The sequence below is a fragment of the Streptomyces triticirhizae genome, assembly GCF_003696235.1.
Classification (GTDB): domain Bacteria; phylum Actinomycetota; class Actinomycetes; order Streptomycetales; family Streptomycetaceae; genus Streptomyces; species Streptomyces triticirhizae.
This window is the reverse complement of the sequence record NZ_RFFJ01000102.1, coordinates 1-22,873: the sequence shown is the minus strand read 5'-3', so window position 1 is coordinate 22,873 and position 22,873 is coordinate 1. Positions and strand designations below refer to the sequence as shown.

Sequence of the window (22,873 nt, the reverse complement as noted above, 5' to 3'; positions counted from 1 at the left end):
AGGCGCGGGCGCGCCGCCCCCGCGTGACGCGGGTCGGCGGGGGCGGCGGCACGGTTCAGGCGGCCAGCTCGGCGCGGAGCGCGGCGAGGAAGCCGTCCACGTCCTCGTCGGTGGTGTCGTAGGAGCACATCCAGCGGACCTCGCCGGCGGCCTCGTTCCAGAAGTAGAACGGGTAGTGCTTCATCAGCCGCAGGCTGGCCTCCCTGGGAAGCCGGGCGAAGACCGCGTTGGCCTCGACGGGGTGGCAGATCTCCACGCCCTCGATGGTCCGGGCGCCGTCGGCCAGCCGCCGGGCCTTCGCGTTGGCGTGCCGCGCCCCGCGCAGCCACAGGTCGCCCGCGAGCAACGCCTCGAACTGCACGGACAGGAACCGCGTCTTGGCGGCCAGCTGCATGGACAGCTTGCGGATGTGGAGCAGGGAGCGGACGCGCTCGGGGGCGAGCACGACGACGGCCTCGCCGAAGAGCAGCCCGTTCTTGGTGCCGCCGAAGGAGAGGACGTCGACGCCGACGTCGGTGGTGAACGCGGCCAGCGGCAGGTCGAGGGCGGCCGCCGCGTTGGCCAGCCGGGCCCCGTCGAGGTGGACGGCCATCCCCCGGGCGTGGGCGAACTCGGCGACGGCGGCGATCTCCTCGGGGGTGTAGACGGTGCCCAGCTCGGTGCTCTGGGTGAGGGAGACGACCTGGGGGGTGGCGCGGTGCTCGTCGTCGAAGCCGAAGGACTCGGTGGCGACCAGCTCGGGGGTGAGCTTGCCGCCGGGGGCGGGCACGGGCAGCAGCTTGAGGCCGCCGACCCGTTCGGGGGCGCCGCACTCGTCGGTGTGGATGTGGGCGTTGGCGGTGCAGATCACCGCGCCCCAGCGGTCGGTCAACGCCGACAGGCCGACGACGTTGGCGCCGGTGCCGTTGAGGACGGGGTAGACCTCGGCGCGCGGGCCGAAGTGGCGGCGGAAGACCTCGCCGAGGTGGGTGGTGTAGGCGTCCGCGCCGTAGGGCGACTGGTGGCCGCCGTTGGCCAGGGCGAGGGCGGCGAGGACCTCGGGGTGGGCGCCCGAGTAGTTGTCGGAGGCGAAGCCGCGCAGCCCGGGGTCGTGGTGGCGGCGCGCCTCGGTGGGCTGGTCGGTCAGGGCTTCGGGGTGAGCCACAGGCGGTTTCCGTTCACTTCCTGGGTCGGGGTGGTCCACAGCCGGCTGATGGCGTCGGCGAGTTCGGTGACGTCGGTGAAGCCGGCGAACCTCGCGTTCGGCCTCTCGGCGCGCATGGCGTCGGTCACCAGCGCCTTGACCACCAGGACGGTGGCGGCGGCGGGCGGCGGGGCGTCGCCTTCGGCGGCCTTGCGGAAGGCGTCGGCCAGGGCCAGGGTCCATGCCTCGGCGGCGGCCTTGGCGGCGGCGTAGGCGGCGTTGCCCGCCGTGGGTCGGCTGGCGCCGGCGGCGGAGACCAGCGCGAAGCGGCCGTTGCCGGAGCGGGCCAGCGGGGCGTGGAAGGCCAGCGAGGTGTGCTGGACGGTGCGCACCAGCAGGTCGTGGAGCGCGTCCCAGTCGGCGAGGTCGGTCTCGGCGAAGCCGGCCGAGCCGCGCCAGCCGCCGACCAGGTGGACCAGGCCGTCGATCCGGCCGAACTCGCGCTCGGTCTTCTCGGCCCAGGCGCGGGCCGAGTCGAGGCTCAGCAGGTCGACGGTGTCGCCGACGACGGTCGCGCCGCCGTGCGCGAAGCGGGCCGCGTCGACGCCCTCGGCCAGCCGCGCCGGGTCGGCGTCGGCGGCGACCACGGTGGCGCCGGCCTGGGCCAGCCGCAGCAGGGTGGCCCGGCCGGCGGGCCCGCCGGCGCCGGCGACCGCGACCACCGCGCCCTCCAGAACGCCACCGGCCCTCGGGGTCTCTCCGGTGATGGGGCTGTTCATCCTCGACTCCTCGCCTCCTCGTCGAAAGCCATGGTGCCCGGCGGCGTTTCCCGTCGGTCAGGCGGCCTGGTCGCCGGCCCGCTCGGCGGTGATGCCCCGGGTGGACTCGATCACCTTACGGAGCTTGCGGGCCAGCGCCTCGTAGAAGAGGCTCAGCGGGAACTCGTCCGGCAGCACCTCGTCCACCAGCCTGCGGGGCGGCAGGGTGAGGTCGAGCGCCTCGGGGCCCCTGGCCCAGACCGAGCCGGGGTGCGGGGAGAGATAGGCGGCGACCAGGTCGTACGCCTTGAGCCAGTGCACGATCTTGGGGCGGTCGATGCCGCGCCGGTAGAGGGTCTCGATCTCCTCGCGGAGCGCGGCGGTGACCTCGCGGGCGCGGGCCCAGTCCACGGTGAGGCGGTTGTCGCGCCAGCGCAGCGCGTCGTGCTGGTGGAGGTAGGCGAAGAGGAGCTGACCGCCGAGCCCGTCGTAGTTGCGCACCCGGGCGCCGGTGACGGGGAAGCGGAAGAGGCGGTCGAGGAGCACGGCGTACTGCACGTCGCGGCCCTGCGGGTAGCCGTCGTCGGCGAGCCGGCCGGCCTCGTGGAAGGCGGTGAGGTCGCAGCGCAGCTCCTCCAGCCCGTACATCCAGAACGGCTGCCGCTGTTTGATCATGAACGGGTCGAACGGCAGGTCGCCGTGGCTGTGGGTGCGGTCGTGGATCAGGTCCCAGAGCACGAAGGTCTGTTGGCAGCGCTGCTGGTCGCTGACCAGGCCCTGGGCCTGGTCGGGGAGGGTGAGGCTGGTGACCTCGCAGGCGGCGCCGACCACGCGGCGGAAGCGCGCGGCCTCCCGGTCGCAGAAGATGCCGCCCCAGGAGAAGCGGGCGGGCGCCTCGCGGACGGCGATGGTCTCGGGGAAGAGGACGGCGGAGTTGGTGTCGTAGCCGTCGGTGAAGTCCTCGAAGGTGATGCCGAGGAAGAGCGGGTTGTCGTAGCGGGTGCGCTCCAGCTCGGCGAGCCAGTCGGGCCAGACGACGCGCAGGACGACGGCCTCCAGGTTGCGGTCGGGGTTGCCGTTCTGCGTGTACATGGGGAAGACGACCAGGTGTTGACGGCCGTCGACGCGGGTGGCGGTGGGCTGGAAGGCGAGCAGCGAGTCGAGGAAGTCGGGCACCCCGTAGCCCTCGTCGGACCAGCGGCGCAGGTCGGCGACGAGCGCCCGGTGGTAGTCAGCGTCGTGCGGGAGCAGCGGCGAGAGCCGCTCGACGGAGTCGACGATCCGCTCGATGTGGCGGCCCAACTCGGCGCGGTCCGGGGCGCCTTCGGCGGTCAGGTCGATGGAGCCGTCCTTGGCCTGCGCCGGCCGGATCGCGGCGACGGCGTCCTTGAGGACCGGCCAGGCGGGATGAGCGATCACACGACCTTCCGGCGATTCGTCGCTCATCGTTGCGATTGACGCAAGACTTTCCGTCATGTCCCACCCTCCACGGAAGAATATTCGGTAAGAGTCACGGTATCCGGTGGGTGGGGGCCGATCAACCGGGCCCCGGGCCGGCCTCTTCGGACCGCTGGCTAGGGTGGCGGCCATGGCGCTGCTGACCGTGGGACACCGTGGGCTGATGGGTGTCGAGCCGGAGAACACGCTGCGTTCGTTCCGCGCCGCGCGGCGGGCCGGGCTCGACGCCGTCGAGCTGGACCTGCACCTGAGCTGGGACGGCGCGCTGGTGGTGATGCACGACGCGCGCGTTGACCGGACCACCGACGGGACGGGCGCGATCGCCGAGCTGACGCTGGCGGAGCTGCGCCGGCTGGACGCGGGTCAGGGCGAACGGGTGCCGACGCTGGCCGAGGTGGTGGCGGAGGTCGAAGGTCATCTTCAGCTGGAGATCAAGGACGCGGCGGCCGCCCGGGAGCTGGCCGGCTTCGTGGCGGACCACGGGCTGGCCGGGCGGGTCACCGTGATCTCGTTCCACGACGCGGCCCTGGCGGCGTTCGCTGAGGAGCTGCCGGGCGTGCCGCTCGGCCTGGTGACCGGGGAGTCGACGGCGACGGCGCCGGAGCGGGCGGCGGCGCTGGGCTGCGGTCTGGTCTCGTGCGAACTGCCGTGGCTGACGGCCGAGGTGGTGGCCCGCTGCCGCGCGGCCGGGCTGAGCGTGATCGCCTGGACGGTCAACACCGCCGAGCAGCTGGCCAGGGCGCGCGGGCTGGGGCTGGACGGGGTGGTGACCGACCGGCCCGAGATCGTCCGGGCGGCGCGGGCCGGCCGGTAGACGGGCGGCGGTGCCGGCGCTACTCGGCGAGCCTGATGCTGAGTTGGGCGCCCAGCTCCTGGAAGCCGAGGGAGGCGGCCACGCGCCGGGAGGCGGGCGGCCGAGCCCGCCACTGCGGCAGCAGGCCGGCCGCGAGCGCGTGCGCGACCGCCGCCGCGCCCGTCGCCCTGGCCAGCCCCCGGCCACGCCACCCGGGGTCGGTCAGCACGCTGACATGGGCGACCCGGTCCGGCCAGAGCTGGTAACCGGCGGCGGCGATCACCCGGCCGGCCTCCCTGACCACGAACGCCGGCGAGGTGATCCCGCCGACGTCGGCCTCGCCCGCCTCCTCGGCGCCCGCCGACTCCTCCAGGTCCCGCACCCGGCTCGCTGGCACCCGCTCGACGGCCGGCGCGTCGGCCCCCACCGGCCGCAGGCGCGCGGGCGCCAGATACGCCAGCGCGGCCGGGCCCAGCAGCTCGGCGACGGGCAGCGCCCGGCGGACGGCTTTTGGGTCGGTGACGGCCGCCGGGGGCAGCGGCGCCAGGGCGTCGCGCACGACGGCGGCGGCCCGTTCGTCCGGCGCCGTGGCGATCGACGATCCGCCCAGCGTGACCACCCCGACCCAGCCGGGCGGGCACAGCCCGGACTCCGGCGAGACGGCGACGTTCAACGCCTCGGCCGGGGGGAACGAGACGGGCACCCGGGCCCAACTCGTCCACCGGGCGCGGGCCTCGGAGAGCAGGAGGTCGATCGGCATGGGCCGATCCTGGCAGGCCGGGCGGGCAGCCGGCGAAGGGATCGCGCGCGGGGCCGTCGCCGGCGCGGCTCAGCCCAGGGGCTTGACCAGGACGGCGAAGTCCAGGTCGTCGCGGAGCGGGAGGCCGAAGCGCTCGTCGCCGTAGGGGAACGGCAGGCGTTCGCCGGTGAGGCGGTAGCCGCATCGTTCGTACCAGGCGATCAGCTCCGCGCGGGCGGAGACCACCCGCATCACCATCGAGGCGGCTCCCCAGTCGCGGGCCGCCCGCGTCTCGGCCTCGGCCAGGACACGGCGGCCGACGCCGGCGCCCTGGAGGCCGGGGCGGACGGCGAACATCCCGAAGTAGGCGGCCACCGCGCCGTCGGCGCCCCCGGTGCCCGGGCGGCGCTGGAGATGGCAGCAGGCGATCAGCCGCCCGTCGCTGAGCGCGGTCAGCAGCAGGCTCTCGGGGTCGGCGATCAGCTCGCGCACGCCCTCGGGGTCGGTGCGTTGGCCGTCCAGCAGGTCCGCCTCGGTGGTCCAGCCGGCCCGGCTGGCCTCGCCCCGGTAGGCGGACTCCACCAGCGCCACCACCTCGGGGATGTCCGCCTCGTTCGCCGTGCTGAAGACCAGATCCGCCGTTGTCGTCACGGCCGACCATCCTAGGCCGTGTCCGCGACGTCCCGCCGGGCTCGGGCGCGCGCCCCCGCGCCCCCGTGCGCCGCCGTGGGCGGGCGGCGGGGTGGGCAGCCTTCGCGGGTGAGCGGCCTCGCGGCCACGAGACCGGAGGAGGCGGCGATGGGCGGGCCCGAGCTGGTGAGTTGGCTGGTGGTCGGGGTCTGCGGGGGCGTCGGCTGCTACTGCCTGGGCCGGCTGCGGCGGCTGCCGGCGGCCGGGCGGCAGGGGCGAGCGCTGGAGGCGGCGATGGGGATCGCGATGGCGTTGATGGCGGCCGGCATGGCGGGCGGTCCTGCGGCGCCGGCCGGGGTGCTGGTGGCGGTGAGCGCGGCGACGGTCCTGGGCGCGGCGCTGCCGCTGGGGCTGCGCGCGCGGCACCGGGCCCACCACGCGGTGGAGGGCGCGGGGATGCTCTACATGGCGCTGGCGATGGGTGGCGCGTCGGGGGCGCACGCGGCGCACGGCGGGCATCCGGGCGCGGGGCCGGCCGGCGTGCCGGTGCTTTCGGGGGCGCTGTTGGTCTACTGCGCGCTGTACGCGCTGCGCACCGCGCCCCGGCTGGTGCCGGCGGCGGCCGCGCCCCGCGCCGGGCACGGCGACGTCGGGCCCGGGGCGGGCGAGGACGAGGTGGCGGTGGCCTGTCGGCTGGCGCTGACGCTGGGCATGGTGGCGATGGTGCTGGTGATGTGAGCCGGCGCGGACGGGGCGCGGGCGGTGAGGCGTTGATCACGCCGGCGACCGCCGGCTGGGTCGCGGCCGGGCGGGCGCTCTAGGCTGAAAGCATGGTGATCACCATCACGTTGCTCGTGCTCGGTGGGCTGACGGCCGCCGTGGCGCCCCGGGTGTTGGCGCGGGGCGCGTGGGCCGACCGGGAGCCGGTGCTGGCCCTGTGGATGTGGCAGTGCGTGGTGGCGGCCGTGCTGCTGTGTTGCGTGCTGGCCATGGCGCTGTCGGGCGCGGCCGGCTGGGGAACGGTGCGCGGCGGCGTGTTCGCGCCGGCGCCCGCACAGGTGGTGGACGCCTACGCGCTGCGTCCGGCGGGCGACCGCTGGGCGGCGGCGGTGGCGCTGGCGCTGGCCTGCGGCGGCCTGTGGACGGCGGTGGCGCTGACCCGGGAGGTGCGCCGGGCGAGGGCCCAACGGCGGCGCAGGCGGGCGGAGTTGCTGGCGCGTTCGCCGCTGTTGCCGGGTGAGGCGGCCCGCTCGGCCGAGCCGCTGGTGATCTGGGAGGACGAGCGGCCGGACGCCTGGCTGCTGCCGGGTTCGCCGCCGCAGCTGGTGATCACCACGGGGGCGCTGCGGCGGCTGAACCGCCGGCAGCTGGACGCCGTGCTGGCGCACGAGCACGGCCATGCCAGGGCGCGGCACCACTGGCTCCAGCACTGCGCGGGCGCGCTGGCGAACGGCTTCCCGCGCGTCCCGGTCTTCGCCGCGTTCCAGGCGCAGGTGCACCGGCTGGTGGAGCTGAGCGCCGACGACATGGCCTCCCGCCGGTTCGGCCGGCTGACGACGGCGCTGGCGCTGGTGGGGATGAACGAGGAGCGCGGGGTGTTCGGCTGTCACGCCGAGCACGGGGACGTGCCCCGTCGGGTCAACCGCCTGCTGGAGCCGGAGCGCCGGCTGACCCCGGCCCGTCGGCTGCGGCTGACGGCGGCCGTGACGCTGGTGCCGCTCGTTCCGCTGCTGGTGGCGTTCGCCCCGGGGCTGAGCGCGCTGACCGGCTGAGACGGCCCGGGCCCGCGCCGGGCCGTGGGGCTCGCCCGCTGGTGGTTCGCGGTGCGGCCGGGCAAGAATCGGATCATGACGATCAGGGGTGTGCTCTTCGACTTCTCCGGGACGCTGCTGCGGATCGAGCCGACGGTCGACTGGCTGCGGGTGGGCCTTACGCGGGTCGGGGTCGAGGTGTCCGAGGAGGAGCTGCGGCGGCTGGCGGGCGAGCTGGAGCGGGTGGGCGCGCTGCCGGGCGGTTCGGAGCCCGAGGAGATCCCGCCGGGACTGCGGGAGTTGTGGGAGGCGCGGGACGTGAACTCCTCGGGGCATCGGCGGCTGTATGTGACGCTGGCCCGGCGGGTGCCGCTGCCGGGGCCGCCCGAGGTCTACGACGCGCTCTACGACCGGCACATGGAGCCGGACGCCTGGCGGCCCTACCCCGACACCCGGCAGGTGCTGGCCGCGCTGCGGGAGCGGGGGGTGCCGGTGGCGGTGGTGAGCAACATCGGCTGGGACCTGCGGCCGCTCTTCCGCGAGCACGGGCTGCTGCCGCTGGTCGACGCCTTCGCGCTGAGCTACGAGCACGGGGTGAAGAAGCCCGACCCGCCGCTGTTCGCGCTGGCCTGTGAGGCGCTGGGGGTGGCGCCGCAGCAGGCGTTGATGGTCGGGGACAACGCCCGCGCGGACGGCGGGGCGACGGCGTTGGGCTGCGCGGTGCACCTGGTGCGGCATCTGCCGGTGACGGAGCGGCCGGGAGACCTGCTACCGGTGATCGACCTGGTGGGCTGAGGCCGGCGACGCGCGTCGGGAGCCGTTGGCGGTATCGGGCGGTCCCCCGCGCCGCCCGATACCGCCGCCGGTCTGGCTCCGCCCGTGGCCGCGCGGAGGTCCGGATGCCCGGCTGAGTATATTGGCTGCCAGCCAGTCAACGGGAGCCCAGCATGTCGCCTCGCAGCGCATCGGTCAATGAGGAGATGCGTCGACGTTCCCGCGAACGGCTGCTCCAGGCGACGGTCGAGCTGGTCGCCGAACGCGGCTACGAGGCCACGACCTTGGGCGATATCGCGGATCACGCGGGCGCGGCGCGCGGGTTGATCTCCTACTACTTTCCCGGGAAGCGTCAGCTTCTCCAGTCGGCGGTTCACCGTCTGATGCACCGCACGCTGGCCGCCGCGCAGGAGCGGCCGCCGGTGCCCACCGGGGCCGGGGCCGGGCCCGAGCTGTTGGCGCGGTCGATCGACGCGATCCTGGGGCTGGCGGCGGAGCAGCCGGTGTTGATGCGGGCGCACATGGCGGGCCTCTTGCAGTACGAGGGCTTCATCCAGTGCGCCGAACAGCAGCGGCTGGCCGCCCTGTTGCGTGGTGCGGTGGTCGCTTTCGGCTCGACCGACCCGGACACGGACTACCGCGTGCTGCGGGCGCTGCTGATGGGCGCCGTGGTCGCGCGGCTGCTGCCGGGGGCGCCGATGCCCGCCGGGCGGCTGCGGGCCGAGCTGTTCGCCCGCTACGGGCTGGCGTGGGAGCTGGGCGTGGCGCCCGGGGGGGCGCCCCCCCCCCGCCCCCCCCCCCCGGGGTGCGCCCCCCCCGGGGCGCAGCGGGGGGGCGGGGGGGGGGGGGTGGTGCCCCCCGGGGGGGGGGGGGGGGGGGCGGGGGGGGGGCGGGGGGCCCCCCCCCCCCCGGCCCCCCCGCCGCGTCCGGTGACGCCCCAGCCGTGGCCTCAGCGGTAGGTCGGCTGGGTCTGCACGTTCAGCTCGGGCAACCGCACCCAGCGCGCCGGGTCGGTGCGCCGGTCGTCGATGCGCAGGACGTCGAGGCCCTTCTGGTCGTTGGAGTAGACGTGGCCGTTGTAGTAGTACGCGGACCAGGCGCCGCCGAAGGCGAGTTCGTCACCGTTGACCGGGCCGCGCTCGAAGTAGCCGATCTCGCGCGGGTTGTCGGAGTCGGTGAACTCCCAGACGGAGACGCCGCCCTGGTACCACGCCTGGACCATGATGTCCCGGCCGGGCACGGGGATCAGCGAGCCGTTGTGGGCCACGCAGTTCTCGGTGTCGGCCTGGTGGCGCGGGATCTTGTAGTAGCTCTGGAACTCGAGCCGTCGGTCGTCGCCGCGCCCGCGCACATGGTAGATGCCGTTGGCGCCGAACTCGTCGCCGATGGTGGCGTTGCAGGTCGGGGCGCCACCGCCGCCGAGTTCGTCGGTGAAGACGACCTTGCGGCCGTCCTGGCTGAACGTCGCGGAGTGCCAGAACGCGAAGTGCTCGGCGTCCTGGACCCGGTCGAGCACGCGGGGCGCCTCGGGGCGTGAGATGTCCAGCAGGATGCCGTCGCCCATGCAGGCGCCGGCGGCCAGGTCGAGGGCGGGGTAGGCGGTGATGTCGTGGCAGCCGGTGGTGGCCGAGCCGTCGTCGTCGCCGGGGAAGCCGCCGTCGGGGAAGAGCACCTCGAAGCTGGAGAGCGCGGCCCGCTCGGGCGCGTTCCTGGGCACCTTCACGATGGAGATGCCGTCGTGCGGGGGCTGGCAGTCGGGGAAGGAGGCGTCCGGCGAGTAGGAGGAGACGTAGACGTAGACGTTCCGCCGCTCCGGCACCAGAGTGTGCGTGTGGGAGCCGCAGGCCGTCTCGACGGCGGAGACGTAGCGCGGGTTGCGCACGTCGCTGATGTCGAAGACGCGGATGCCCTCCCAGGAGTCCGCCTCGGTCGCCGGCTGGGCCTCGCTGGAGCAGGAGTCGTCGCTGCGCGAGGAGTCGACGGAGAGGAAGAGCAGGTCGCCCGAGACCGAGATGTCGTTCTGCGCGCCGGGGCAGAGGACCTGGCTGACGATGCGGGGCGAGCGGGGGCGGCTGATGTCGTAGACGACGAAGCCGTCGTAGTTGCCGGCGAACGCGTACCTGCCCTGGAAGGCGATGTCGCTGTTGGTGCCGGTCAGGCCGTCCTCGCGCGGGATGTTGGCGAGTGGCGTGATGTTGTCGCTGTGGACGATCTCGTCCACGCCGGGTATCTCGCCGTCGGCGATGGCCGCGCGGGTGCGCGCGCCGGCGTCCTCGGAGGTCTCCGTCCGGGCGGTGGGGTCACGGTCCGGGTCGGGGGTGGCGGCGGCTGGTCCGGCCAGGAGCAGGGTGGCCAGCAGCCCCGTCAGAGCAGCCAGCACGCCGAGTCCTCTCCGGCGTCGGCGTGCTCGGTGGAACGGTGTCACGTCTTTCCTCCCTCAGTCCGCAGGGGTGACCGCGGAGTTGGCGCCGGTGTGCGTACCCTTCAGTATGGATAGCTACATGTACATATCAATATTGGCAACAAGACTGTCATCTCCCGTAACAGGAGGCCCCCGTTGACGGACCGTCCCCGCGCCGCCTCGCGTCGCCGCTCCGCCGTGTTCCCGCTGCTCGCCGCCATGCTCGCGGCCGGCTGGGGCCTGACCGCGTGTAGCGGGGACGACGGGGAGGCGGCGGCCCAGGAGGAGCGGCCCCAGGTGATCGCCCCCGGCGCGCCGGGCGAGGACGCGGAGATCCTGAGCCCGGAGGAGGCCGCCGAGCGGCTGCCGGAGCCCGGCGAGCCGGACGCGGCGGACATCGGCTACATGCACCGGATGGTGGACCACCACGGGCAGGCGCTCCAGATGTCCGAACTCGCCCTGGAGCGGGCGGAGAACGAGGCGGTGCGCGGCATCGCGGAACGGATCGCCGCGTCCCAGGGGCCGGAGATCGAGGTGATGCGCGCCTGGCTCGACGACCGGGGCGCGGGCGGGGAGCCCGGCGACCACGAAGGACACGGCGACCACGGGGAGCACGGCGGCGAGGGGGAGGCGATGCCGGGAATGGCCAGGCCCGAGGAGTTGGCGGAGCTGGCCGCGGCCGAGGGCGTGGCGTTCGACGCGCTCTTCCTGGAGCTGATGACCCGTCACCACGAGGGGGCGGTGACGATGGCGGCCGAGGTGTTGGGCACCACGACCGACCAGACCGTGGAGCAGTTGGCCACGGACGTGATCGCCACCCAGAACGCGGAGATCGACCGCATGGCGGCGCTGGCGTGACGGACGGGCCCCGGGACGAGCCGGAACGGCCGGGCGGCGCCCGGGAGTTGGGCGCCGCGCCGGCGGACTACGCGCCGCTGCGGGCCGGCAGCTCCTGACTCCGGCGGGCGGCGAGGACCACGTCGAGGAGGCCGGGGAAGAGCGCGTCGAGGTCGGCGCGGCGCAGCGCGTTGAGCTTGGCGGTGCCCCGGTAGACCTGGTGGATCACGCCGGCCTCGCGCAGCACCCTGAAGTGGTGGGTGGAGGTCGACTTGGTGACCGGCACCGGGAAGGCGGAGCACGGCAGTTCCTCCCCCGCCTCCGCCAGGGTGCAGACGAGCGAGAGCCGCACCGGGTCGGCCAGCGCGTGCAGCACCTGCTCCAGCCGGATCTCCGCGCGGTCGGGGTGGGCCAGGGCGCGGGCGCGGCCGGGGGCGTCGGAGGTCATGGGCCCATGGTACGGAAGGGGCGGGCGGCGACCGGCGCCCCTCGCCAGCGGACCAAGGACCCTTGTACGATGCCCTTCGTACTAGGTCGTGTCCGAACCGAGCCCCGTCGCCCGGAAGACGCCCAACCCCGGGCCGCACGCTGGAGGAACCGCATGAGTTCGCTGTTCGAGCCGTGGACGTCACGGTCGTTGACGGTGCCCAACCGGATCTGGATGGCGCCGATGTGCCAGTACTCGGCGGACACCTCGGGCCCCGACGTCGGCGCGCCCAACGACTGGCACTTCACCCACTACACCAGCCGCGCCGTCGGCGGCGCCGGCCTGGTGCTGACGGAGGCCACGGCGGTCAGCCCCGAGGGCCGGATCAGCCCGGCCGACACGGGGCTGTGGAACGACCGGCAGCAGGAGGCGTGGGCCCGGGTGGTCGCGGCGGTCCGCGCCCGGGGCGCGGTCGCGGGGATACAGCTGGCCCACGCGGGGCGGAAGGCGTCGACGCGGAGGCCCTGGGAGGGCGGCGGGCCGCTGGCCGAGGACGAGGGGCCGTGGACCACGCTCGGCCCGAGCCCGGTGCCGTTCACCGACGGGTACCCGGCGCCGCACGAGCTGACCGAGGCCGAGATCGGCGAGGTGGTCGAGCAGTTCGTGGCGTCGGCCCGGCGGGCGCTGGCCGCCGGCTTCCAGGTGGCCGAGGTGCACGGCGCGCACGGCTATCTGATCAGCGAGTTCCTCTCCCCGCACAGCAACCACCGCACCGACCGCTACGGCGGGGACTTCGCCGGCCGGACGCGGCTGGCGCTGGAGGTCGTCGAGGCCGTGCGCGCGGTCTGGCCGGACGAACTGCCGCTGTTCTTCCGGGTCTCCGCTACCGACTGGCTGCCGGAGGGCGGCTGGACGCCGGACGACACGGTGCGACTGGCCGGCGCGTTGCGGGCGCGCGGCGTCGACCTGTTGGACGTCTCCTCCGGGGGCAACGCTGCCGGGGTCACCGTGCCGACCGAGCCCGGCTACCAGGTGCCGTTCGCCGCGCGGGTGCGCAAGGAGACCGAACTGCCGGTCGCGGCCGTCGGGTTGATCACCGAGCCGGCGCAGGCCGCCAAGATCCTGGAGGCCGGCGAGGCGGACGCGGTCTTCCTCGGCCGGGTGCTGCTCAGGGAGCCGTACTGGCCGCAGCGGGCCGCCCGGGAGTTGGGCGTGACCGAGGCCCCGGTGCCCCCGCCCTACGAGCGGGCCCACTGAGGCCGGTGGCACGGGCATATCGTTGCCCCGGCGCGCGAGAGGTCGCGCGCGCCGGGGTGACGGTCGGGACCGCGACCCGGCAACGGACTGTCGGTGCTTGCCAGTAGGGTGACGGACCGTGGCAGCACGAGCATTGCATGAGATTGTCGAGCCGGGGTGGGCGAAGGCGCTGGCGCCGGTGGCCGAGCGGATCGCGGCGATGGGGGACTTCCTCCGGGCGGAGATCGCCGCCGGGCGGACCTACCTTCCCGCCGGAGGACACGTCCTGCGCGCCTTCCAACAACCCTTCGACGAGGTGAGGGTGTTGATCGTCGGTCAGGATCCCTATCCGACGCCGGGGCACGCCGTGGGGCTGTCGTTCTCGGTGGCGCCCGAGGTGCGCCCGCTCCCCGGCAGCCTGGAGAACATCTTCCGGGAGCTGAACACGGACCTGGGCCTGCCCAGGCCCTCGACCGGCGATCTGACGCCCTGGACCCAGCAGGGCGTGCTGCTGCTCAACCGGGCCCTGACCACCGCGCCCCGGCGGCCGGCCGCGCACCGGGGCAAGGGGTGGGAGGAGGTCACCGAGCAGGCGATCCGGGCGCTGGCCGCGCGGGGCCGGCCGCTGGTGGCGATCCTGTGGGGCCGTGACGCGCGGAACCTGCGCCCGCTGTTGGGCCCGGTGCCGGCCGTCGAGTCGGCGCATCCCTCGCCGATGTCGGCGGACCGGGGCTTCTTCGGCTCCCGCCCGTTCAGCCGGGCCAACGCGCTGCTCGCCGAGCAGGGCGCCTCCCCCGTCGACTGGAAGCTCCCGTGACGACCGGCCAGGACGGCGGCGCGGCCTGGGTGCTGGGCGTCGACTCCGGCGGCTCGGGCCTGCGGATCGCGCTGGCGCGCGCGACGGCCGACGGGGTGGCGCCGGCGGCCGGCGAGCGGCGCACGGACGAGCCGGTGCGCACCGGGCCCGGCGGGATCGACGCCGGCCATCTGCTGGCCCAACTGCTGCCGGCGGCACGGGTGTTGCTCGACCAGGCGGCGCCGGCGGCGCGGATCGACGCGGTCTGCGTGGGCGCGGCGGGGATGGCGACGCTGGGCGGGCGGCTGCGCGCCGAGCTGCCGCAGGCGTTGGCCGCAGGGCTTGGCGCGCGGCGGCTGGCGCTGGCGGCGGACGCGGTCACCGGATACGCGGGGGCGCTGGGCGAGACGCCGGGCGCGGTGGCGGCCGCCGGCACGGGGATGATCGCGCTGGGCACCGAGCTGCGCGGCTGGCGGCGGGCGGACGGCTGGGGCCATCTGCTGGGCGACAGCGGCGGCGGGGCCTGGATCGGGCGGCGGGGCCTCGATGCCGCGCTGCGGGAGCACGACGGCAGGCCCGGCGGATCGGCCGCGCTGCTGGCGCGCGCCGAGGCCGCGTTCGGGCCGATGGCGGGGCTGCCGGGGCAGCTCTATCCGCGCGCCGACCGGCCGGCGGTGCTGGCCTCGTTCGCGCCCGAGGTGGCGCGCTGCGCGGCCGGGCCGGAGCCCGACCCGGTGGCGGCGGGCATCCTGGCGGAGGCGGCGGCGGAGATCGCCGGGACCCTTTCCGCCGTCTGCCCGCCCGGTGGGGCGGGCCGGATCGCGCTCACCGGCGGGCTGTTCCGGCTGGGCGAGCCGCTGACCGGGCCGCTGGCCGGGGAGTTGGCGCGGCGGCTGCCCGGGGCCGAGGTGGTGGAGGCGGCCGGCGGGCCGCTGGAGGGCGCGCTGTTGATCGCGGGGCGGCTGGCGTTCGGCGCCTGCCGGCTGCCGGCCGACCCGGGGCTGCTGCACCTCGTCGAGGACCGGGGATAGACCGAAAGTAAAAGCGGGTGTCGGGAGCGTCACACCGACGTGCGGGATATACCGGGACACAAGCGCTTGGTGTGCCCCCGGGCGAACAGCCAACCACATCAAGGCATTAACATGCGGCGACATGAGCTCCTCGACAGGGCCAGCCTCCGGCCTCCCCGTACGTATGCCGCGCCCTCGCCAGTCCGGCCGTCACCGCAGGCCGGAGCCGGTTTCCGCGCCTGAGGGCGCGCCCCCGCTGGTGCTCGCCGTGCCCGGGGTGCCGTCGGCGGCGAGCCTGTCGGTGGCCGAGGAGGTGCTGAGCATCGCGCGCTCCGAGCTGCCTGGCCTGGACGCGCGGATCGGCTTCGCCGAGAAGACCGAGGAGGAACTCCCGGCGCTGGAAACGGTGTTGGCGAGCGCGGACGCGGCGGCCTCCGAGGCCTCGGGGGCGCCCAGCGCGATCGTGGTGCCGCTGCTGGCCGGCCCGGACAGCGCCCAGCTGCGCGGGATACGGCAGACGGTGTTGAGCAGCGGCTCCGGCGCCGAGCTGACCGATGTGCTGGGGCCGCACCCGCTGTTGGCCGAGGCCGTGCACGTGCGGCTGTCGGAGTCGGGTCTTGCGCGGGCCGACCGGGCCCGGCTGTTCACGGTGGCGACGGCGGCCGACGGCATCGTGCTGACCACGGTGGGCGGCGAGGAGGCGGTGCAGACGGCCGGCATCACCGGCATGTTGCTCTCCGCGCGGCTGGCGGTGCCGGTGCTGGCGGCGGCGCTCGACGAGGAGGGCGCGGTGGCGGCCACCGCGAACCGCCTGTTGGAGGCCGGCTCGCGGCAACTGGCGCTGGCGCCCTGCCTGATCGGGCCCGAGATCCCCGAGGGGCTGCTGGAGTCGGCGTCCAAGGAGGCCGGTTGCCCGGCGGCCGAGCCGCTGGGGGCCTACCCGGCGATCGGCAAGCTGGTGCTCTCGACCTATATGACGGCCGCCGGCCTCGACCCGCAGCGCGCGGGCCAGCAGGGGCCGTTGCGCTGAGGCGCGCCCCGGGTCACGGGGCCGGCTCACGGGGGTGCGGCGGGTGACCGTCTCCGTTCCTGGTCGAGGAGGGCGTCCAGGTCCTTCAGGCGGTCCAGGCCGCCGAGGGTCCTGGCCATCCGCCCGTTGTCGCCGAGCCGTTCGCGGTGCCGGTGGAGGAACGCCCAGTAGCCGGCGGTGAACGGGCAGGCGCGCTCGCCCACCCGCTCGTTCGGCCGGTAGGCGCAGGGGCCGCACAGGTCGCTCATCCGGTTCACGTAGGAGCCGCCCGAGGTGTAGGGCTTGGTGGTCATCAGCCCGCCGTCGGCGTACTGGGACATGCCGACGACGTTGGGCAGCATCACCCAGTCGTAGCCGTCGACGAAGCAGCGGTGGAACCAGTCGGTGACCGCCGCCGGGTCCCAGCCGCGTTGCAGGGCGTGGCTGCCGAGCACCATCAGCCGGGGGATGTGGTGGGTCCAGCCGGTGTCCCTGACCTGGGCCAGAACGGTGCGCAGGCAGCGGGCGGTGACGGCGTCGGCGTCGAGTGTGAGGAACCAGTCGGGCAGCGGGTCGTGGTGGCCGAGCGCGTTGCGCCGGCGGTAGTCCTCGCCGAAGTGCCAGTAGAGCTGCCAGACGTACTCGCGCCAGCCGGCGACCTGGCGGACATAGCCCTCCACGCTGTTGAGCGGGGCCCTGCCCGAGCGCCAGGCGTCCTCGGCGCGGGCGACGCACTCGGCCGGGTCGAGCAGGCCCAGGTTGAGCGAGGAGGAGAGCAGGCTGTGGCTCATCACGGGGTCGTCGGCCAGCATCGCGTCCTCCTGCGGGCCGAAGTCGGCCAGCCGGCGTCGGACGAAGCGGCGCAGCGCGGCGAGCGCCTCGCGGCGGGTGGCGGGGAAGCGGCGGGGGCCGTCCGCGCCGACGAAGCTCACCTCGCCGGCGCGCTCCCAGCGGTCGAGGTCGCGGCGGACCTCGTCGTCGATGGCGTCCTCGCGGGGGCGGTAGGGCGCGGGCAGCCCGAGGTTGTCGGCGTCGGCGGGCGGCGGCTCGCGGTTGTCGTGGTCCAGGTTCCAGTGGTCGCCGGCGGGTTGGTCGGCGTCCATCAGCAGGTCGTGTTCGCGGCGGACCCAGCGGTAGAAGTCCTCCTGCCGGAGCGCGGCGTCGTCCTTCTCCTCGGCCCAGGCGCGGAAGGCGTCGCGGGTGACGAGGAAGCCGCGCGGCGGCAGCACGGTGACCTGGTGGAGCGAGGTGACCAGGCCGAGGGCGGCGCGGGAGGTGGGGTGGCAGACGGTGACGGGCCGGTCTCCGACGGCCTCGCGGAGTCCCTCGCGGTAGGTGTCGGCCCGGACGTAGGTGACGCGGTCGCCGAGTTCGGCGGCGCGGTGGCGCATCGCGGAGAGCACCAGGTGGGCCTTGGCGCGGTGGAAGCGGCGGCGGCGCAGCGCGGAGCGGGCCTCGATCATCACCAGCGGGGCGTCGCGGGCGGGGCCATCGGGGCCGGAACGGGTGAAGTGCGGGCCGAGTTGGTCGCCGAAGAGCCAGTGCGGGGTGCCGCTCATGGCCGCTCGCGGCGGGCGGTTCCGGGGGGTGGCGTTGTTCCGGGCATGGCGGGACTCCTGGGCGGGGGCGGCGCGGCTCGCGGGTCATCCTCACCGAGCCGGGCGGCGTGGGCGTTCCGGCGCGCGGGCGGGCGGGGCGGGGACGACCGTTTGCCGGACGGGGCGCGGCCGGGTTCCGGTGGCTTCTATAGGCTGACGGGATGCCCGGTACCGAGGAGGAGGCGACCGACCTCCAGGCGTTCGCGCGCCAGTTGAGACGTGTCAACGGCGAGATCAACCGGCTGGTGCACGGCTTCGCGCTGGCCCGGGGGCTGCATCCGACGGATGTGCAGGCGCTGGCGGTGATCCTGGACAGCGAGGAGCCGCTGACGCCGGGGCGGCTGGGCGCGCGGCTGGGGCTGACCTCGGGCGCGGTGACGGCCTGTCTCGACCGGCTGGAGCGGTCGGGGCAGGTGCGGCGTTCGCGCGCCAGCGACGACCGGCGGGTGGTCCATGTGCACTATGTGGCGGACGCCAAGCAGGCGGCGCGGGAGCACTTCCGTCCGTTGGCGCGGGTGACGGAGCGCGTGCGGGAGCGGTTCGACGAGGCGGAGCTGGCCGTGGTGGCGCGGTTTCTGCGGGAGTTGGGCGAGGAGTTGGGCGGGCTGCCGGCGCCCCGCCGCTGAGGCGGAGCGTCTCGGGGCGGGTCTTCGGGGGCGGGCGGTCGGGGCGGGAACGTGGGTGCCCGCCGCCTCATATATCTTGACGATCGAGATTGTTTCTCGTTGAGTCAGTTCGCCGTCCCCTGGAGCACCTCATGTTCGGCAGCACACGAAGGACCGGTTGGCCGCTCGCCCTGGTCGTCCTCCTGCTCTGGCTCGGCGTCGGCGGCGGCCTGGGCCCGTTCGCCGGGCGGCTCGGCGAGGTCGCGACCAACGACCAGGCCGCGTTCCTGCCCGAGAGCGCGGAGTCCACCCGGGTGCTGGAGCGGCAACGGGCGTTCCAGCGGGAGGAGCCGCTGCCGGCGATCGTGGTGTGGACGGCGGACGAGGGCGAGGGCCCGCTGCCGGAGGCGGCGGCCGGCGAGGCGAGCGGGGCGCTGCGGTCGCTGGCCGGGGACGCGGCGGTGGCGGACGAGCCGTCGCCGGCGCTGCCGTCGGACGACGGGCGGGCGCTTCAGGGCGTGGTGCCGCTGGACCCCGAGTTGGACGAGGAGTTGGGCGAGGTCCTGGACCGGATCGTGGCGGCGGCCGAGCGGGTGCCGGGGACCTCGGTCGAGGTGGCCGGTCCAGCGGCGAGCCAGGCCGACCTCTCGGACGCGTTCGCGGGGATCGACGGACTGCTGCTGGGCGTCGCGCTGCTGACGGTGCTGCTGATCCTGCTGCTGGTCTACCGCTCGGTGCTGCTGCCGCTGGTGATCATCGTGGGCGCGGTCTTCGCGCTGGCGCTGGCCTGCGCGGTGGTCTACGCGCTGGCCGACCGGGACGTGGTGCGGGTGGACGGGCAGGTGCGGGGCATCCTGTTCATCCTGGTCATCGGGGCGGCGACGGACTACGCGCTGCTGCTGACCGCCCGGTTCCGCGAGGAGTTGACGGCGCGGGACGACCGGTGGGCGGCGATGCGGGTGGCGCTGCGCCGGTCGGCCGGCACGATCGTGGCCAGCGGGGCGACGGTGGCCCTCGGCCTGTTGGCGCTGCTGCTGTCCGACCTGACCAACAACCGGGCGCTGGGGCCGGTCGGGGCGATCGGGATCGGCTGCGCGGTGCTGAGCGCGCTGACGTTCCTGCCGGCGGCGCTGGTGCTGCTGGGGCGGGCGGCGTACTGGCCGGCGCGGCCGAGGCCGAGCGCGGGCGGCGAGGGACATCCGGTGTGGCGGCGGGTGGCCGCGCTGGTGGACCGGGCGCCGCGCCGGGTGTGGGCGGTCACGCTGGTGGCGCTGCTGGCGGGCGCGGCCTTCGCGCCCACGTTGAACGCCAAGGGGGTGCCGCTGGACGAGATCTTCGTCAACGACGCGCCCTCGGTCGCCGCCCAGGAGACGCTCGGCGAGCACTTTCCCGGCGGCTCGGGCAATCCGACGGTGGTGATCGCCGACGCCGACGCGCTCGACGCGGTGGTGGAGGCGGCGGAGGCGACGGACGGGGTGGCCTCGGCCGCGCCGGTCAGCGCGTCGGGCCGGCCGGGCGGCGGCGAGCCGCTGGTGGTGGACGGCCGGGTGCGGGTGGACGCGACGCTCGCCGACGCGGCGGACAGCGACGCGGCGCGGGAGACGGTGGTGCGGCTGCGGGCGGCGGTGCACGCGGTGCCCGACGCGGACGCCCTGGTCGGGGGCTACACGGCCCAGCAGTACGACACCCAGCGGACGGCCGGCGAGGACCGGACGGTGATCGTCCCTGTGGTGTTGGCGATCATTCTGCTGATTCTGGTCGGCCTGTTGCGATCGCTGGTGACGCCGTTGCTTCTGGTGGCGACCGTGGGGCTCAACTTCCTGACCACGCTGGGGGTTTCGGCGTTGGTCTTCCAGGGGCTGTTCGGTTTCGGTGGAACGGACTCATCGGTGCCGCTGTACGGCTTCGTCTTCCTGGTGGCGCTCGGCGTGGACTACAACATCTTCCTGATGTCCCGGGTCCGCGAGGAGGCCGGCGAGCACGGCACCCGGGAGGGCGTGCGGCGCGGGCTGACCTCCACCGGCGGGGTGATCACCTCGGCGGGGGTGGTGTTGGCGGCGACCTTCGCCGCGCTGAGCGTGATCCCGTTGGCGTTCCTGGTGCGGATCGCGTTCATCGTGGCCTTCGGCGTGCTGCTGGACACCCTGGTGGTGCGCTCGCTGCTGGTGCCGGCGCTGGTGCGGGACCTCGGGCCGCGCGCCTGGTGGCCGGGGGCGTTGGCGCGGCGCGCCGAGCCAGGTGCCGCGTCAGGCGCCGCGCCGGAGCGCTGAGTCGCCGTCGCGTGGAGGGCGCGCCCGTCGCCCGAAGGGGGCGACGGCGGCCGCGCCCGGTCACGCCATCCCCTCGCCCGCGGACCAACCGTGATGAAGTGGCTGATGGCGTGACAAACGCCCCGGCGGCGGCCGAACGGTGCGGCGCCCCGGACGTCGAGCGACGCACGGAGGAGCCATGCGGCGGGTCAGGTCGCGTGACGGTGTGACAGGCCGCCGCCCACGGACGGTGCCGGGCCCCAGCGACCATGTCGTGGTGGTGGGCGCGGGGCTCGCCGGGCTCTCGGCCGCCTGCCATCTGCTGGGCGCGGGGCGGCGGGTGACCGTGGTGGAACGGGCGGCGCTGCCCGGCGGGCGGGCCGGGCGCTGGGAGCTGGGCGGCTTCGCGATCGACACCGGGCCGACGGTGCTGACGATGCCCGAGCTGCTGGCCGAGCCGTTCGCCGCGCTGGGCGAGAAGCTGGGCGACCGGCTGGAGTTGACCCCGCTGGACCCGGTCTACCAGGCGCGGTTCGCCGACGGCTCGCGGCTGGCGGTGCGCGCCGACGCGGAGGCGATGGAGGCGGAGGTGGCCCGGTTCGCCGGGGCCAGGGAGGCGCTGGGGTACCGGCGGCTGCGCCGCTGGCTGACCCGGCTGCACGACGCGCAGATGAGGCGCTTTGTCGACACCAACTTCGACTCCCCGCTGGAGCTGCTCCGCCCCGACCTGCTGCGGCTGGCCGCGCTCGGCGGCCTGGGCCGGCTGGAGCCGCGCGTCGCGCGCTTCCTGAAGGACGAGCGGCTGCGGCGGGTCTTCACCTTCCAGGCGCTCTACGCCGGCGTCTCCCCCGCCCGGGCGCTGGCCGCCTACGCGGTGATCGCCTACATGGACACCGTGGCCGGCGTCTTCGCGGCGCGCGGCGGCGTGCACGCGCTGCCCCGCGCGCTGGCGGGCGCCGCCGCCGAGGCCGGCGCCGAACTCCGTTACGGCGAGCCGGTGTTGGCGCTGGAGCGGCGGGGCGAACGGATCGTCGCGGTGCGCACCCCGCACGGCCGGCTGCCCTGCGACGCCGTGGTGCTCACCCCGGAACCCGAGGTGAGCTACCGGCTGTTGGGGCGCCGCCCGCTGCGCCCGCTGCCGACGCGGCACGCGCCCTCGGCGGTGGTGCTGCACCTGGGGGTGCGCGGCGCCTGGCCCTCGCTGGACCACCACACGCTGTCGTTCGGCGCGGCCTGGCGGCGGACGTTCCACGAACTGACCGTCGCCGGGCGGCCGATGAGCGATCCCTCGCTGCTGATCACCCGGCCCACGGCGAGCGATCCGACGCTGGCGCCGCCGGGCCGCGAGCTGCTGTCGGTGCTGGCGCCCTGCCCCAACACCCGGCTGGGGCCCGGGCCGGAGGAGTGGCGGGCGCTGGCGCCCGGCTACCGGGACGCGCTGCTGGCGACCCTGGAACGCCGGGGCCTGGCCGGGCTGGGCGCGGCGATCGAGGAGGAGTCGCTGGTCACGCCCGCCTACTGGAGCGACCAGGGGCATCCGGCGGGCACCCCGTTCTCGCTGGCGCACACGCCGGCGCAGACCGGCCCGTTCCGGCCGCGCAACCTGGTGCGCGGCACGGTCAACGCGGTGCTCGCCGGCGGCGGCACCACGCCGGGGGTCGGGGTGCCGATGGCGGTGCTGTCGGGGAAGCTGGCGGCGGCGCGCATCACGGGCGGCGCGCGGTGACCCGGGCCGAGCTGGACGCGGCCGGGATCACCGACCCCGGGCTGCGCGCCGACTACGCGCACTGCCGGGCGCTCAACGCCCGCCACGGCCGCACCTACTTCCTGGCGACCCGGCTGCTGCCGCCGGAGCGCCGGCCGGCGGTGCACGCGCTCTACGGCTTCGCGCGCTGGGCCGACGACATCGTGGACGACCTGGGCGCGGCCGCCCCGGTGGCGGAACGGGCCGCCGCGCTGCGGGCGTTGGAGAACGAGCTGACCTGTGCGCTGGACGGGACGGCCCGGCGGAAGGGGGCGCGGGGCGCGAGCCCGGTGGTGCGCGCCCTGGCACACACCGCCGCCCGCTACGGCATCGAGACGCGGCACTTCACCGACTTCATGGCGGCGATGCGCAGCGACCTGACCGTCACGGACTACCCCGACTATCCGGCGTTGCGCCGCTACACCCACGGCTCGGCCGCTGTCATCGGCCTCCAACTGCTGCCCGTGCTGGGCACGGTGGTGCCGCGCGAGCGGGCCGCGCCGCACGCGGCGGCGCTGGGGGTGGCGTTCCAGCTCACCAACTTCCTGCGGGACGTGGGCGAGGACCTGGACCGGGGCCGGGTCTATCTGCCGGCGGACCTGCTGGCCGCGCACGGCGTGGACCGCGAACTGCTGCGCTGGAGCCGGGAGACGGGCGCGGACGACCCCCGCGTCACGGCGGCGCTGCGGGCGGCGACGGCGCTGAACCGGGAGGTCTACCGGGAGGCGGAGCCGGGGATCGCGCTGCTGGACCCGGTGGCGCGGCCGTGTGTGCGCACCGCGTTCGTGCTCTACCGGGACATCCTGCGGGCCGTGGAGCGGGCGGGCTTCCCGGTGCTGCGGCGGCGGGTGGTGGTGCCGCGCCGGCGGCGGGCGGCGGTGGCGCTGGTCGGGCTTGGCGCGGTGGCGGTGGCCAGGTCGCGGGCGGGGGCGGGC

General features: G+C 75.4%; 22 protein-coding genes. 14 read left to right on the top strand and 8 right to left on the bottom strand.

Going from position 1 to position 22,873, the window contains the following annotated elements:
- Window positions 1-55 precede the first annotated feature (55 nt).
- The 3 genes from EBN88_RS18075 to EBN88_RS18065 are packed head-to-tail and all read right to left on the bottom strand — an operon-like array spanning window position 56 to window position 3,357.
- Window positions 56-1,144, bottom strand: a complete 1,089-nt coding sequence (locus EBN88_RS18075) for a threonine aldolase family protein (RefSeq protein WP_122184932.1) — start codon at window positions 1,142-1,144, stop codon at window positions 56-58.
- Entirely contained in the window at window positions 1,123-1,902 is a 780-nt protein-coding gene (locus EBN88_RS18070; protein ID WP_122184931.1) for an SDR family oxidoreductase, read from the bottom strand. Before EBN88_RS18070 ends, EBN88_RS18075 begins: the two co-directional genes overlap by 22 nt.
- A gap of 57 nt (window positions 1,903-1,959) precedes the next feature.
- Window positions 1,960-3,357, bottom strand: a complete 1,398-nt coding sequence (locus tag EBN88_RS18065; protein WP_122184930.1) for a DUF6421 family protein — start codon at window positions 3,355-3,357, stop codon at window positions 1,960-1,962.
- 112 nt (window positions 3,358-3,469) lie between these two features.
- On the opposite strand from EBN88_RS18065, the gene EBN88_RS18060 reads away from it, so the two are divergent.
- Window positions 3,470-4,153: a glycerophosphodiester phosphodiesterase gene (locus EBN88_RS18060; RefSeq protein ID WP_122184929.1), complete on the top strand. Its 684-nt coding sequence runs from the start codon at window positions 3,470-3,472 to the stop codon at window positions 4,151-4,153.
- 19 nt (window positions 4,154-4,172) lie between these two features.
- On the opposite strand, the gene EBN88_RS18055 is transcribed toward EBN88_RS18060, so the two are convergent.
- Both EBN88_RS18055 and EBN88_RS18050 read right to left on the bottom strand, forming a co-directional pair.
- A complete protein-coding gene (locus EBN88_RS18055; RefSeq protein ID WP_122184928.1) occupies window positions 4,173-4,892 on the bottom strand; it encodes a GNAT family N-acetyltransferase in 720 nt (239 codons plus the stop codon).
- Window positions 4,893-4,961: 69 nt separating this feature from the next.
- The gene (locus tag EBN88_RS18050; protein ID WP_122184927.1) at window positions 4,962-5,522 is read right to left on the bottom strand and encodes a GNAT family N-acetyltransferase; all 561 of its coding nucleotides are present in this window, start codon (window positions 5,520-5,522) and stop codon (window positions 4,962-4,964) included.
- 108 nt (window positions 5,523-5,630) lie between these two features.
- On the opposite strand from EBN88_RS18050, the gene EBN88_RS18045 reads away from it, so the two are divergent.
- The 4 genes from EBN88_RS18045 to EBN88_RS18030 all read left to right on the top strand — a co-directional run bounded on the left by EBN88_RS18045 (window position 5,631) and on the right by EBN88_RS18030 (window position 8,985).
- Entirely contained in the window at window positions 5,631-6,239 is a 609-nt protein-coding gene (locus EBN88_RS18045; RefSeq protein ID WP_147472758.1) for a DUF5134 domain-containing protein, read from the top strand.
- Window positions 6,240-6,331: 92 nt separating this feature from the next.
- On the top strand, window positions 6,332-7,273 hold the full coding sequence (locus EBN88_RS18040; protein WP_122184925.1) for a M56 family metallopeptidase: 942 nt from the start codon (window positions 6,332-6,334) through the stop codon (window positions 7,271-7,273).
- A gap of 75 nt (window positions 7,274-7,348) precedes the next feature.
- On the top strand, window positions 7,349-8,047 hold the full coding sequence (locus EBN88_RS18035; RefSeq protein WP_122184934.1) for an HAD family hydrolase: 699 nt from the start codon (window positions 7,349-7,351) through the stop codon (window positions 8,045-8,047).
- Between the two features lie 152 nt (window positions 8,048-8,199).
- Window positions 8,200-8,985 carry a TetR/AcrR family transcriptional regulator gene (locus EBN88_RS18030; RefSeq protein WP_122184924.1) on the top strand — a complete coding sequence of 262 codons (786 nt, stop codon included), beginning with the start codon at window positions 8,200-8,202 and terminating at the stop codon, window positions 8,983-8,985.
- Here EBN88_RS18030 and EBN88_RS18025 read toward each other — a convergent pair.
- Window positions 8,976-10,406 carry an LVIVD repeat-containing protein gene (locus tag EBN88_RS18025; protein ID WP_407703426.1) on the bottom strand — a complete coding sequence of 477 codons (1,431 nt, stop codon included), beginning with the start codon at window positions 10,404-10,406 and terminating at the stop codon, window positions 8,976-8,978. The two genes, EBN88_RS18030 and EBN88_RS18025, sit on opposite strands and share 10 nt — an antisense overlap.
- Window positions 10,407-10,583: 177 nt before the next feature.
- Here EBN88_RS18025 and EBN88_RS18020 point away from each other — a divergent pair, with 177 nt between their 5' ends.
- Window positions 10,584-11,285 (top strand): DUF305 domain-containing protein, encoded by a 702-nt coding sequence (locus EBN88_RS18020; RefSeq protein WP_233580765.1) that lies wholly within the window; start codon window positions 10,584-10,586, stop codon window positions 11,283-11,285.
- 67 nt (window positions 11,286-11,352) lie between these two features.
- Here the strand turns inward: EBN88_RS18020 and EBN88_RS18015 are convergent, their stop codons facing one another.
- Window positions 11,353-11,712, bottom strand: coding sequence for an ArsR/SmtB family transcription factor (locus EBN88_RS18015; protein WP_122184922.1), 360 nt, complete (start codon window positions 11,710-11,712; stop codon window positions 11,353-11,355).
- A 153-nt stretch (window positions 11,713-11,865) separates the two neighbouring features.
- On the opposite strand from EBN88_RS18015, the gene EBN88_RS18010 reads away from it, so the two are divergent.
- The 4 genes from EBN88_RS18010 (at window position 11,866) to EBN88_RS17995 (ending at window position 15,763) form a co-directional block, all read left to right on the top strand.
- Complete coding sequence (locus EBN88_RS18010) at window positions 11,866-12,948, top strand: NADH:flavin oxidoreductase/NADH oxidase (RefSeq protein WP_122184921.1); 1,083 nt, start codon at window positions 11,866-11,868, stop codon at window positions 12,946-12,948.
- 118 nt (window positions 12,949-13,066) lie between these two features.
- Window positions 13,067-13,744: a uracil-DNA glycosylase gene (locus tag EBN88_RS18005; RefSeq protein ID WP_122184920.1), complete on the top strand. Its 678-nt coding sequence runs from the start codon at window positions 13,067-13,069 to the stop codon at window positions 13,742-13,744.
- On the top strand, window positions 13,741-14,754 hold the full coding sequence (locus tag EBN88_RS18000; RefSeq protein WP_233580764.1) for a BadF/BadG/BcrA/BcrD ATPase family protein: 1,014 nt from the start codon (window positions 13,741-13,743) through the stop codon (window positions 14,752-14,754). Before EBN88_RS18005 ends, EBN88_RS18000 begins: the two co-directional genes overlap by 4 nt.
- A gap of 121 nt (window positions 14,755-14,875) precedes the next feature.
- On the top strand, window positions 14,876-15,763 hold the full coding sequence (locus EBN88_RS17995; RefSeq protein WP_122184918.1) for a hypothetical protein: 888 nt from the start codon (window positions 14,876-14,878) through the stop codon (window positions 15,761-15,763).
- A 26-nt stretch (window positions 15,764-15,789) separates the two neighbouring features.
- Here EBN88_RS17995 and EBN88_RS17990 read toward each other — a convergent pair whose 3' ends face one another.
- Window positions 15,790-17,301 (bottom strand): cryptochrome/photolyase family protein, encoded by a 1,512-nt coding sequence (locus EBN88_RS17990; protein ID WP_122184917.1) that lies wholly within the window; start codon window positions 17,299-17,301, stop codon window positions 15,790-15,792.
- A 200-nt stretch (window positions 17,302-17,501) separates the two neighbouring features.
- On the opposite strand from EBN88_RS17990, the gene EBN88_RS17985 reads away from it, so the two are divergent.
- The 4 genes from EBN88_RS17985 to EBN88_RS17970 all read left to right on the top strand — a co-directional run.
- The gene (locus EBN88_RS17985; protein WP_122184916.1) at window positions 17,502-17,966 is read left to right on the top strand and encodes a MarR family winged helix-turn-helix transcriptional regulator; all 465 of its coding nucleotides are present in this window, start codon (window positions 17,502-17,504) and stop codon (window positions 17,964-17,966) included.
- A 131-nt stretch (window positions 17,967-18,097) separates the two neighbouring features.
- Window positions 18,098-20,215, top strand: coding sequence for an MMPL family transporter (locus tag EBN88_RS17980; protein ID WP_122184915.1), 2,118 nt, complete (start codon window positions 18,098-18,100; stop codon window positions 20,213-20,215).
- A gap of 205 nt (window positions 20,216-20,420) precedes the next feature.
- Window positions 20,421-21,920 carry a phytoene desaturase family protein gene (gene crtI / locus EBN88_RS17975; RefSeq protein WP_233580763.1) on the top strand — a complete coding sequence of 500 codons (1,500 nt, stop codon included), beginning with the start codon at window positions 20,421-20,423 and terminating at the stop codon, window positions 21,918-21,920.
- Window positions 21,917-22,873 (top strand): phytoene/squalene synthase family protein (locus EBN88_RS17970; RefSeq protein ID WP_147472757.1); only part of this gene is annotated, 957 nt, incomplete at its 3' end. The genes crtI and EBN88_RS17970, both read left to right, overlap by 4 nt.